This window comes from Vibrio sp. GJ43-1 (assembly GCF_055808835.1).
This window is the reverse complement of sequence record NZ_CM147884.1, coordinates 2,348,063-2,360,124: the sequence shown is the minus strand read 5'-3', so window position 1 is coordinate 2,360,124 and position 12,062 is coordinate 2,348,063. Positions and strand designations below refer to the sequence as shown.

The window sequence follows — 12,062 nt, the reverse complement described above, 5'->3', positions numbered from 1 at the left end:
CCACGTGATTTTTTTAGGAGATGTATTATGGGTATTTTTTCTCGTTTCGCTGATATCGTAAATTCTAACGTTAGCGCTCTTTTAGACAAGGCAGAGGATCCGGAGAAAATGATTCGCCTGATCATCCAAGAAATGGAAGACACCTTGGTGGAAGTTCGCACTAACTCGGCAAAGGCCATAGCGGATAAAAAAGAATTGGCTCGCAAGGTCAAAGCATTAGAAGAGCAAGTGCTTGAATGGCAACATAAAGCGACGTTAGCACTGACTAAGCAAAGAGAAGAACTGGCTCGTGCGGCGTTGATTGAAAAGCAAAAAGTAGAGAAAATTGTTAAAGGTTTGCATGATGAACAAACATTGGTCGAAGAAACGATTGATAAGCTGACTAATGAAATCAGTAAACTTGAATCAAAAATTATGGAAACACGCTCTAAGCAGCAAGCACTTATGATTCGTTCACAGACCGCTAATAACCGTCGTGATGTGCAAAAACACCTGCATACGAGTCGCACTCATGAATCGATGGCGAAATTTGAACAGTACTCACGTAAAGTAGATGAACTGGAAGCCGAGGCAGATCTGTATGCCAATAGCGGCAATGCTAAGTCATTAGATCAAGAGTTTGCTGAGCTACAAGCGCAAGACGAAATAGACCAAGAACTGGCTAAGCTCAAAGAGCAGATGAATAAAAATAAATAGGAGACGAATATGTCGACATTTCTCATTGCTGGACCCGTTATTGTATTTCTAATATTCGTGGCGCCGCTATGGTTGTTCCTTCATTACCGAAGCAAGCGTAAGTCCGAATCTGGGTTGTCTTCAAAAGAGTTCGAGAAGCTACAAGCGTTGTCAGCGAGAGCGGAAAATATGCAGCGCCGTGTTGAGAGTCTAGAGCGAATCTTAGATGCGGAGTCACCTAAGTGGAGGCAAAATTATGATGCATAAAGACCTATATAAGGACCCGATCAACGGCAAGCTCACAGGGGTCTGTGCCGGGATTGCGAATTATTTTGGTGTCGAGGTATGGTTAGTTCGGATTTTGGTTATTTCCGCCGCTTTGCTAGGAGGAAGCTTCTTAGTGTTATTGGCTTATGTCGCAATGAGTTTGATGTTAGAGAAGCAGCCAGATAATTTTGTTGAAGAGCTTAGGTCGAAACAAGAGCACTCGCTCAAAAGTAAGCCTTGGAAGCAGGGGCAAAATGCCAAAGACTTACTCAATACTATTGAAAACGACATGGATAAAATGGAAGGGTCGCTTCGTAGTATGGAGGCCTACGTTACCTCGGATGCGTATGCCGTGAATCGAGAGTTTAGTAAGTTGTAGGCGATGTTGAAATAATGCTAAAGCCCAGTTGTCTTCGGTTACTGGGTTTTTTGTTGCCTGTTAAGAATAATACTGAACAATAAATCACCAGTTAATTGATAAAATTTATTAATAATTAGTCACTTGCTGGCAGAGCGGTGTGCTCTAGACTATCTTTTTAACTACGAGTTAAACAGGGTAGTTAGAAATGAACATGAAGTGGTCAGCATTATTTTTAGTGGTAGCAGTGCTTAGTGCATGTGGCAAAGCTCCCCTCCCATTCCCGAGCCGGAATCTCGCCCGGCAAAATTATTTTCGGTATCGGTTGGAAATAGTCAATTCGAGCGTTCATTTCCTGCAACGTCTGAAGCGGGCGATAAAGCGGTGCTGGCGTTTAGAGTGCCCGGGCAATTAGAACAAATAGCGGTGCGCTCGGGCCAGACAGTAAACAAGGGCGACTTACTTGCCAGCCTTAATCCCGACGAATATCTCCTATTAGAAAAACAAGCAAAAGCAAATTTTAGGCTTGCAGATGTGCAGTATCAGCGAGCGCTAAAGTTACGTAAAGAAAAAGTGGTATCTGAGCAAGATTATGATCAAGCCAATGCCAATATGAAGTCTGCCCGAGCGAGCTGGTCGCAAGCCAAAGCGAACCTAAGTTACGCTCAATTAGTCGCACCGTACGATGGCACCATCTCGATTATTCCTGCCGATAACTTTGAATATATTCAAGCTAAAGAAGGGGTTATGAATATTCAGTCTAATCAGCTGCTCAAGGTCATATTCCAATTGCCGGATTACCTACTTAATCGCTTTCAAGGTAAAAATCAGATTGATGCATCCATGGCGTTTGATGCGTTTCCAAGTAACCAATATGAGCTGACTTTTCAAGAGATTGATACGGAAGCAGATCCTAAAACGGGCAGTTATAAAGTAACGATGGTCATGGAGAGACCGACTGATATCGGTATTTTGCCTGGTATGGCAGGGCAAGTTAGCGTGATTGCCAAGAGTGAAGCGGCGACGGTGATTCCGGTGTCTGCCTTGTTTGTCGAAAATGATAAGCAATGCGTGTGGAAGGTGGGTGACGATGGGATTGTTGAGAAGGTGGCGGTGGAGCTCAATGAAAAAAGACAAGTAATCACCGGGCTTGAAGATGGTGACAAGATCGTCATTTCAGGTGTTCAAGGAATAGAAGCGGGCATTAAGGTTCGTGAGTGGATTAAGGAAAGAGGGCTATGATGATGAATGTTCGCCTCGTTAGTCTACTTACTATCGCTGTGCTGCTAGCTGGTTGCGATAAAGCGCTTGCGAGAAGCAAGAAATGAAATTCCGAAGGTGAGAACGACAACGATCAGTAAAGCTGAGCTAAAAGATAAGTTGTACTTTCCAGCATTAGCAACCGCGGCAGATCGCTCGCATTTGAGTTTTCGAGTACCGGGAGAGATCAATAGCATCACGCTTAAAGAAGGGGATTTTGTAAAAAAAGGCGATATTCTCGCCACCCTCGACCCAACGGATTACAAGCTAGATGTTGATAATGCCCAGGCTCGCTTCTCGGTTATTGACAGCCAGTATCGCTTAGTCGAGTCCATTGGTGAAAAAAGGACTGTTGGCGAAGTCACAATTTGATGAAATAGCGGCGCAGCGTGCTTATGCAAGAGCAGAGCTAGAGTTGGCTCAGTTAAGGTTGTCGTTTACTCAGTTGCTTGCACCTGTGGATGGCGTTATTTCAAGGGTGTCCGCGGAGCAATTTGAAAATGTCCAAATTGGCCAGCAAGTCGTGAATATTCATAGCGTTGAGGAGGTGGAAATTATTATGCAGATGCCTGATAGTTTCTCGCTAAATCAGCCTAAAAGTAACGATATAAGCCACATTGGGGCGCTTGTGCGAGTACCTTCTGGCAACGAATATGAAGCGCAGCTAAAAGAGTTTACTACTGAACCGGATCCTGCGCTTGGTACGTTTACCGCCACCTTAGTGATGCCAATGCCTGCGACGGAATTTGTTTTGGATGGCATGGCTGTGGATGTCACCTCCAAGGCGAAAGATGTCGGACTCAAGTTGGACTTGGGGGTGAGTGTTCCGATTGAGTCGGTGTTTAACCAAGATGGCGATGGATTGGGCGATCTTGAAAAATATGTCTGGGTTGTCTCTGATGATGGAAACAGGGCAACGGTAAGCAAGCAAAAGGTACTCACAGGTAAAGTCTCTCGTTCTACCATTCAAATATTAGATGGAATAGAGAGTAATGATCAGATAGTCATTGCAGGTATTGCCCGATTACGTGACGGCATGGAAGTGGAAGTTCTCGCGCAGGAGGCGAACTAATGAGCCAAGAAGAAAAGAAGTCTTTGCCTCAAAGTGATGATGATATCACGGGTGTAGCCGCCTATTTTATTCGTAACAAAGTGGTCAGTTGGATGGTTTCGCTGATTTTCCTTATTGGAGGTGTATCCGCCTTTTTTGGCTTAGGACGCTTGGAAGATCCTGCCTTTACCATTAAAGATGCCATGGTGGTCACCTCTTATCCGGGGGCGACACCGCAACAAGTTGAAGAAGAAGTGACTTATCCCATAGAAAAAGCGATTCAACAGCTGACCTATGTCGATGAAATCAATTCAATCTCCAGCCGTGGTTTGTCTCAAATAACCGTCACCATGAAAAATAACTATGGGCCTGATGATTTACCGCAAATTTGGGATGAGTTACGCCGAAAAGTGAATGACTTAAAGGGGTCATTACCACCAGGCGTCAACGACCCAACGGTAATAGACGACTTTGGTGATGTCTATGGCGTATTACTGGCGTTAACAGGCGAGGGGTACAGCTATAAAGAAATTTCTGATTATGTGGATTACTTGCGGCGGGAGCTCGAACTTATTGATGGTGTCAGTAAAGTGTCGGTGACGGGGCAGCAGCAAGAACAAGTCTTTATTGAAATTTCGATTAAACGAATTAGTGCTTTAGGCATTGCGCCCAGTACGATTTTTAATTTGCTGCAAACGCAGAATGTGGTGTCTAACGCAGGCGCGACTCGCATTGGTAGTGAGTATATTCGTATTCAGCCAACGGGTGAATTTACCGATGTCAGTGAACTCGGCGATTTAATTTTAACAGAAGGTGGAGCTGATGGGCTCATCTATCTAAAAGATGTGGCTGACATTAAACGCGGCTTTATCGAAGTGCCGACGAATATCATCAACTTTAATGGCCAAGTGGCGTTGAATGTGGGGGTATCATTTGCGACAGGGGTGAATGTAGTAGAGGTTGGAGAGCGGTTTGACCGACGACTAGCAGAGCTTAAGTTTCAGCAACCTGTTGGCATCGAGATCGCAGAGGTGTATAGCCAACCAAAGGAAGTGGACAAGTCCGTTCGTGGTTTTGTCGTGAGTTTGGGGCAGGCCGTTGCGATTGTTATTATCGTTCTGCTGTTTTTTATGGGGTTGCGATCGGGCTTATTGATCGGTTTGATCTTGTTACTGACGGTACTTGGCACCTTTATTTTCATGCAATACATGGCGATTGATTTGCAGCGAATCTCATTGGGTGCCTTGGTGATCGCGTTAGGGATGCTGGTAGATAATGCCATAGTGGTGGTTGAAGGGATATTAATCGGTACACAGCGAGGGAAGACGCGGCTTCAAGCCGCGACAGACATTGTCACTCAAACTAAGTGGCCATTATTAGGCGCGACGGTGATTGCAGTCACCGCATTTGCGCCGATTGGCTTGTCGCAAGATTCTGCTTAGTGAGTACTGTGGCACCTTGTTCACAGTATTGCTTATTTCTCTGATGTTAAGTTGGTTTACGGCAATTTCGCTTACGCCATTTTTTGCAGACATGTTCTTTAAAGGTCAGAAAATCAAAGGGGGCGAAGACGGTGGAGAGGGCAGTGATCCCTATAATGGCATTGTCTTTGTGATGTATCGAAAGTTTCTGGAATTTTGTATGCACCGCGCTTGGTTAACCGTCGCTTTTCTCATTGTTTGTCTTGGTGGAAGTTTATACGGGTTTACTTTAGTGAAGCAGTCCTTCTTCCCTGCATCGACAACGCCGATGTTTCAAGTGGATGTTTGGCTACCGGAAGGTACGGACATTCGAGCGACCAATACTAAGTTAAAAGTATTGGAAAATTGGATAGCGGAACAACCGGAAACGGACCACATCACGACGACAGCAGGTAAAGGCTTACAGCGCTTCATGCTGACTTACGCGCCCGAAAAGAGTTATGCCGCCTATGGTGAAATCACCACAAGAGCGAAAAGTTACGAGCAACTCCAACCTTTAATGAATCGTTTTAGAGATTATGTCGATAGCACTTTCCCTGAGATCAATTATAAGCTTAAACAGATTGAACTTGGTCCTGGTGGAGGGGCGAAGATTGAGGCGCGCATTATCGGTTCGGACCCAACGGTATTACGTGGTATTGCGACTCAAGTCATGGATATTATGTACGCCGATCCTGGCGCATTTAATATTCGTCATGATTGGCGAGAGAGAACCAAAGTACTTGAACCAGTATTTAATGAAAGCCAAGCAAGACGCTACGGTATTACTAAGTCTGATGTTGATGATGTGTTGATGATGTCCTTTTCTGGGAAATCGGTTGGGCTATATCGCGACGGAACAACGCTTATGCCTATCGTCGCCCGCCTCCCTGATGACGAGCGGGTGGATATCCGTAATATTGAGGGTATGATGATATGGAGCCCAGCTCTGTCCGAGTTTATCCCATTCCAGCAAGTGACTCAGGGTTATGATGTTCGCTGGGAGGATCCAATCATTGTGCGCAAGAACCGCAAGCGCATGTTGACGGTGATGGCGGATCCTGATCTTCTTGGTGAAGAAACCGCAGCAACATTACAAAAACGTATTCAGCCTCAGATTGAGGCCATAGCGCTTCCACCTGGCTATTTCTTGGAGTGGGGGGGAATATGAGTCATCCGGAGACGCGCAGGCGTCACTGTTCCAAACGATGCCAATGGGCTACTTGTTTATGTTCCTGATCACTATATTTCTGTTCAATGCCGTGAAAGAGGCGTTGATTGTGTGGTTGACGGTACCGCTTGCCATTATTGGTGTTACCACTGGGTTACTGGCGTTGAATACTCCGTTTGGCTTTATGGCATTACTGGGTTTTCTCAGCTTATCAGGAATGGTTTTGAAAAATGGTATCGTACTACTCGATCAGATAGAAATTGAGATTAAATCGGGTAAAGAAGCGTATTACGCGGTCGTTGATGCGGCGTTGAGTCGTGTTCGTCCGGTGTGTATGGCGGCCATCACAACGATATTGGGTATGATTCCATTATTGCCAGATATCTTTTTTAAACCGATGGCGGTCACCATTATGTTCGGGCTTGGGTTTGCGACGGTACTGACGTTGATTGTTGTCCCAGTGCTGTATCGATTGTTCCACCGCGTTAACGTCATGTAATGACAGATATGCTGTGGTAGGAAGTCTCAATCTCGGTATTTATCGGAAATTAACACTCTAAATGGCATGCTGTCACCCGCTGCGGTGACAGCATTTTTGTAATACTGATAACAATAAGGATGTGAGTATGTGCAAGCGTTGTCCGTGGTTAGATGAAACAAAGAGTGACTATGTCGAATATCACGATAACGAATGGGGTGTGCTTAGGTATTTGATGATAAAACGCTATTTGAGTTTTTGGTTCTTGAATCGGCTCAAGCAGGCCTAAGTTGGTACACGATATTGAAACGACGTGAAGGCTATCAACGCGCTTTTGCCGATTTTGATGTTGAGAAAGTAGCGCAGTTTTCCCCACAAGAGGAAGAGCAGCTCATGCAAGATACGGGCATTATTCGTAATAGGTTAAAAATCAAATCGACCGTCACGAATGCCCAACGCTTTATTCAGATTCAACAAGAGTTTGGTTCGTTTAGTCAATACCTATGGTCATATGTTGAACATGCGGTCATCGTCAATAACTGGCAGTGTTTAGAAGACTATCCTGCCACGTCACCTGTATCGGACGCTTTGAGTAAGGATTTGAAAAGGCGTGGCTTTAAATTTGTCGGCTCTACCATTATTTATGCCTACCTTCAGGCCGCGGGCTTGATCAACGACCATAGCCAACAATGCTACCGCCGCCAACAAATCATCGATAGCTACTCATCACTAGGGGTGAAATACGTTATGTCTAATCAATAACGATTGGCGAGTGGTTAGCCATATTAATCCGAGTGATAGCTATTCGTGGTAGCAGTAACAGCAGTAACAGCAGTAACAGCAGTAACGCGAATAGCGATAGTTATTGAGTGACGCTGTCACCTTCGTGTGGAGTAGATAGAAGCGGTTTAATCAAGCGTGTTATAGTGTTGAAAATAGTGTGGAAAAAATGTCGGACAAGACGAAGGATAATATGGAAAAATTTTCCTCTATTTACGCTCGTGCTTCAGAGCGTAAAGGCGGTGACGATGCGTTGGAGTCTCTGCTTACCAAGCCCCTTACGCGAGCAGAATTATTGGCGATATCGGATGATAGATGGCTCGCTGCGTTTACAATGAAGGTGTTCCAATGCGGTATCTCATGGCAAGTGGTGCGTAATAAATGGGATAACTTTGAAGACGTATTTTTCCAGTTTCGAGTCGAGCCGTTATTGATGTTGTCAGATGAACACTGGGAGCAAAAAGCCCAAGACCCGCGCATTATTCGACATCTGACCAAGGTGATGTCGATTCCTAGCAACGCGAGAATGATTCAATCTGCTCGTTTTGAGCATGCTTCTTTCGCCGAGATGGTGTCTAACTGGCCTGCGGATTCTGTGACGGAGCTGTGGCTGCATTTGAAAAAACATGGCGCCCGATTAGGGGGAAATACCGGACCTTATGCATTGCGTCAGCTTGGTGTTGACACGTTTATTTTGTCCTCGGATGTAGAAGGTTATCTGAGAAACACAAAAGTGCTGGATTCAGGAAGAGGAACAAAACGGGCGCTTAAGGCGGCCAATGTGGCTTTTGCAGAGTGGCAGCAAGAGTCAGGGCGATCGCTGTCAGAAATTAGCCAAATCATAGCCTATGGTTTTGGAGAAAACAGGGTCTAACTTGTTCATCTATAGGGCGTAAGTTCTGCAATTTCAAGCCGCTGTTCTATTAGCTGTTTATACGGATAAAGAAAACCATCGCAGAGGCGATGGTTTTGAAGAGTCAGCATACTGCGGAGACGGTTAAGACTCCAAAATAACACGAGTGTCTTCACTGAGCGCTTCTAATTCATTGGCTATATCGGCAATTTTCATTGCTTGCGGGATTTTAAGGGCGATATTTGCGGTGAATAAGCTCGAGCTAATGCCGCCGCCGCCAGCTAGGAAGACTCGCTGGCAGTCCATGTCTAAAATGCGAATATCTTGTGCGTCGAGGTATTGAGTAATTTCATTCACAATACTGGCTCGATCGTTAGCATCCAATCTTAGGTGATAAATAGTTTCTTGATCGTGGATATGTCTTTCGGTATCGGTGATCTGAACCGTGAGATTAGTATGATCTTCAAAAGCTCGTTTGACGATGGCTTGATTTTCGCTAGGAAGCTCGACTTTGATGACGGCCGCAACATGATCTTCGAGGAAGTTCACTTTACTCACCAACCATTTTCCACCATTTTCATGAGTAATCGCGGCTAAGTTTTTGATGGTGGCTGGGGTGGCTTGACCGACAAAGCTGACGATGAAAGTAGTACTGCTCATAAGATTCCCTCCACGGGTTTAAAACCGATAACTAATTGAATAGTTAATTCCAGTTTAGATGTAAAACAGTTCCGCCGCATGATGAACGTCAAGTATTCACTCTAAAACTAAAACAAGATCATTGAACTGTAATTAGGCGCACAATTTACATGGTTTTTATTTGGTCAACAAAGAGTTAGCTATAATACCCTTCTTGTCGCAGATCTAATTTACCGTTCTCTGACATTTAATAACTAGACCGACCGGTTTGTTTTGGTTATTGTGTGATTACTTTCTTAGGAGGATAACCATATCGTAACGATGAGTTGGATTGGCAAATCCGCGGAATAATACCATCTTAGGGTACCGGATATGGTCTACTGGATGTCACGAAGTGCTCACTAAATACGGGGATCCAGAACTCAATTATGTGTACCAACACGGGCAACAAATATTTCATCATATTGAGCCAATTATCGGACATATACTTAAGCCAAATAGTGTGGTGAAAACCGCATGTACATTGAATGGGTGGCAATATGGATAGTTATTTACTACTGGGCTTGGCCATGGCTTTGCTTAGTATTTGGAAAACATACTCTGGTCCGGCATTAGCAGGCTTTGTTGGTTTTAGTTATCCTGAAATGTTGTTGTTTAATGTGCTTCCAGCATTGATGGCAGGCTGTTTTGGATGGTTTATTGGGCGATATTCCTTTTATCTTTATGCAAGAAAGAACTTTCATCCTCATAGGCCTAAGCTGAGGCGCTTTGTTGCGGCATGGAAAAGATACGGCAATAAAACAATGGCGACACTTGCTCCTGTTCTAGTTGGCATTCCATTGTATACCTTGGTCGCAAGGCGGCTTAGACAAGATCGAGTGACAACCTTCATTTTATTGTCATCGTCTATTTTGTGTTGGAGTGGCTTGAGCTATAGCCTCGTCAATGCATTAGATCTCAGTACACACTTCAATCTACAAGGCTTGCTCACACAGATAGGGCTTTGAGTTAACTTACTTTATTAAATCTGAAAGTTTGCTTTATGGATACCAGCAACTAGTCTGTAAGAGCAAGCAGGAGTCGCAACATGACACATACACAAAAGTTCTTGTTAATGGCGGTACTTGGGCTAATCCCAATTGCTTTAATGTATGGGTTGGTACCTAGTATCACCTTACCTTTCCTGTTTGATATTGATGCATCACCGACGAATGTGAGTCATATCTTTCGTGCTGTAATGGGGCTTTATCTTGCATTGGCGGTCTATTGGCTGATGGGGGCTTTCGGGACACCAAAAATGGCGCGCTCTGCACTACAAAGTCTGATTGTCTTTATGTGGGGGCTGGGTTTAGGTCGTGTTATAAGCATGGTCGTTGATGGGATACCAAATGGGCTGTTAGTCGTATATCTTCTCCTCGAAATAGGATTTGGAGTGGTAGGGATTGTGCTTCTCCAAAAAGATGATTTTAAAATCAAACGTGTCGCATGAATAGTGTCGTATGAATAATGTCGCGTGAATATATTAGGAGGCAGGATGCACCGTATATTAATGAAATGGTTAGTGGTGAGTTTATTGGGCTTGAGTTCATTTGTGAATGCGAATGAAAAGCCACCAAATATCTTTGTTATTTTTACTGATGATATCGGTATCTCTAACCTAAGTGCTTACCATCGGGGGTTAATGAGTAGTGAGACGCCCAATATTGATAGTATTGCCGAGAAAGGGATGTTGCTGACGGACTATTATGCTCAGCCTTCTTGCACCGCAGGGCGCTCAGCATTTATTACCGGACAGTTTCCCGTTCGTACCTAGGCATGCATACTGTTGGCCTTCCAGGTAGTCCAGTAGGGCTGAATGCTGAAACTCCGACACTGCCGGAAATACTGAAAACCTTTGGCTATACAACGGGTCAGTTTGGTAAGAACCATTTAGGTGACCGAGATGAAGTGCTACCAACAATGAATGGTTTCGATGAATATTGGGGCTGGCTATACCATCTTAATGCGATGGAATACACCGAAGATCCTGATTGGCCAAAAGACGAAGCGTTCCAGAAATTTGCACCACGGAATGTGATTCATTCCAAGTCAGATGGCAAGGGTGGACAAACCATCAAAGATGATGGACCTTTGACCATCGAACGCATGCGTACTTTAGACGATGAGGTTAATAAACATACGATCAACTTCATTGAAAATGCGGTGAAACAAGACAAACCTTTTTTCACTTGGTATTGCCCGTCAAGAGGCCATGTTTGGACCCACTTGTCCCCAGAATACGAAGCCATGCTTGGACAAAACGGTTGGGGCTTGCAAGAAGTTGTGATGAAAGACCTTGATGATCATGTCGGTGAGATGCTTGCCAAATTAGAAGAGTTGGGCGTGGCCGATAACACGATTGTGATCTTTACGGCGGATAATGGGCCAGAAATCATGACTTGGCCTGATGGTGGTATGACGCCATTTCACGGTGAAAAAGGCTCGACATGGGAAGGGGGGTTCGTGCGCCTCTGATCGTGAGCTGGCCAGGTAAGATTCCAGCCGGACAAATACACAACGGCATGTTTGACGGTATGGATTGGTTACCTACGCTTGTTGAAGCGGCGGGGGGACCAAGCGATCTTAAACAACAAATGCTGACTGGTTATGAAGGCTTTAAAGCGCATTTGGATGGTTACAATCAAACAGCAATGCTAACCGAGTTAGCTCCGTCAAACCGTAAAGAGATCATATACTACGAGCGTGATCGACTCCAAGCGGTTCGGGTTGGTGATTGGAAAGCTCACTTTGTGGTGCAAAACCACGGTTGGAGTGGACCGAAAGAAGAACTCAACGCACCGCTGCTGTTTAATCTACGTCGTGACCCTTACGAGCGTGCTGCCGAGGAGTCTGGTATGTACATCAACTGGATGGGTAAGAAAATGTGGGCGTTTGGTCCCGCTCAGGCGACGGTACAGCAACACTTAGAGAGCTTTAAAGAGTGGCCTCCTGTCACTTTTGAGCCGGATGCGGTGGATGTATCCGGAATAGGGCGCTAAATGGTTGTTAATTAGCTTAGTTATTAAAGGGC

7 protein-coding genes and 5 pseudogenes are annotated in these 12,062 nt (G+C 44.8%); 11 read left to right on the top strand and 1 reads right to left on the bottom strand.

The window, feature by feature from the left end; genetic code table 11:
• Positions 1–27 precede the first annotated feature (27 nt).
• The 8 genes and pseudogenes from pspA to AC0L66_RS11285 all read left to right on the top strand — a co-directional run bounded on the left by pspA (position 28) and on the right by AC0L66_RS11285 (position 8,374).
• Positions 28–696, top strand: coding sequence for a phage shock protein PspA (gene pspA, locus AC0L66_RS11320; protein ID WP_265675558.1), 669 nt, complete (start codon positions 28–30; stop codon positions 694–696).
• 9 nt (positions 697–705) lie between these two features.
• A complete protein-coding gene (gene pspB, locus AC0L66_RS11315; RefSeq protein WP_265675557.1) occupies positions 706–942 on the top strand; it encodes an envelope stress response membrane protein PspB in 237 nt (78 codons plus the stop codon).
• Complete coding sequence (gene pspC / locus AC0L66_RS11310; RefSeq protein WP_265675608.1) at positions 935–1,321, top strand: envelope stress response membrane protein PspC; 387 nt, start codon at positions 935–937, stop codon at positions 1,319–1,321. The genes pspB and pspC overlap by 8 nt, the downstream gene beginning before the upstream one ends.
• A 193-nt stretch (positions 1,322–1,514) precedes the next feature.
• Positions 1,515–2,542: pseudogene (locus AC0L66_RS11305) on the top strand (efflux RND transporter periplasmic adaptor subunit).
• Positions 2,542–3,632, top strand: a pseudogene (locus tag AC0L66_RS11300) (efflux RND transporter periplasmic adaptor subunit). Before AC0L66_RS11305 ends, AC0L66_RS11300 begins: the two co-directional pseudogenes overlap by 1 nt.
• A pseudogene (locus AC0L66_RS11295) lies at positions 3,632–6,741 on the top strand (efflux RND transporter permease subunit). Before AC0L66_RS11300 ends, AC0L66_RS11295 begins: the two co-directional pseudogenes overlap by 1 nt.
• Before the next feature lie 127 nt (positions 6,742–6,868).
• Positions 6,869–7,482 (top strand): annotated as a pseudogene (locus AC0L66_RS11290) (DNA-3-methyladenine glycosylase I).
• 211 nt (positions 7,483–7,693) lie between these two features.
• Complete coding sequence (locus AC0L66_RS11285) at positions 7,694–8,374, top strand: DNA-3-methyladenine glycosylase I (RefSeq protein ID WP_473567357.1); 681 nt, start codon at positions 7,694–7,696, stop codon at positions 8,372–8,374.
• A gap of 123 nt (positions 8,375–8,497) precedes the next feature.
• Here the strand turns inward: AC0L66_RS11285 and AC0L66_RS11280 are convergent, their stop codons facing one another.
• A complete protein-coding gene (locus AC0L66_RS11280) occupies positions 8,498–9,013 on the bottom strand; it encodes a glycine cleavage system transcriptional repressor (RefSeq protein ID WP_473567355.1) in 516 nt (171 codons plus the stop codon).
• Between the two features lie 518 nt (positions 9,014–9,531).
• On the opposite strand from AC0L66_RS11280, the gene AC0L66_RS11275 reads away from it, so the two are divergent.
• From AC0L66_RS11275 to AC0L66_RS11265, 3 genes and pseudogenes are all read left to right on the top strand, one after another.
• The gene (locus AC0L66_RS11275) at positions 9,532–9,999 is read left to right on the top strand and encodes a hypothetical protein (RefSeq protein ID WP_265675552.1); all 468 of its coding nucleotides are present in this window, start codon (positions 9,532–9,534) and stop codon (positions 9,997–9,999) included.
• An 80-nt stretch (positions 10,000–10,079) separates the two neighbouring features.
• A complete protein-coding gene (locus tag AC0L66_RS11270; protein ID WP_473567353.1) occupies positions 10,080–10,481 on the top strand; it encodes a DUF4345 domain-containing protein in 402 nt (133 codons plus the stop codon).
• Between the two features lie 45 nt (positions 10,482–10,526).
• Positions 10,527–12,030, top strand: a pseudogene (locus AC0L66_RS11265) (arylsulfatase).
• The last annotated feature ends 32 nt before the right edge of the window (positions 12,031–12,062 follow it).

Excerpts from the sequence above, each read along its gene's own strand:
- pspA (WP_265675558.1), top strand. The coding sequence starts at position 28 with ATGGGTATTTTTTCTCGTTTCGCTGATATCGTAAATTCTAACGTTAGC.
- pspB (WP_265675557.1), top strand. The coding sequence starts at position 706 with ATGTCGACATTTCTCATTGCTGGACCCGTTATTGTATTTCTAATATTC.
- pspC (WP_265675608.1), top strand. The coding sequence starts at position 935 with ATGCATAAAGACCTATATAAGGACCCGATCAACGGCAAGCTCACAGGG.
- AC0L66_RS11285 (WP_473567357.1), top strand. The coding sequence starts at position 7,694 with ATGGAAAAATTTTCCTCTATTTACGCTCGTGCTTCAGAGCGTAAAGGC.
- AC0L66_RS11280 (WP_473567355.1), bottom strand. The coding sequence starts at position 9,013 with ATGAGCAGTACTACTTTCATCGTCAGCTTTGTCGGTCAAGCCACCCCA.
- AC0L66_RS11275 (WP_265675552.1), top strand. The coding sequence starts at position 9,532 with ATGGATAGTTATTTACTACTGGGCTTGGCCATGGCTTTGCTTAGTATT.
- AC0L66_RS11270 (WP_473567353.1), top strand. The coding sequence starts at position 10,080 with ATGACACATACACAAAAGTTCTTGTTAATGGCGGTACTTGGGCTAATC.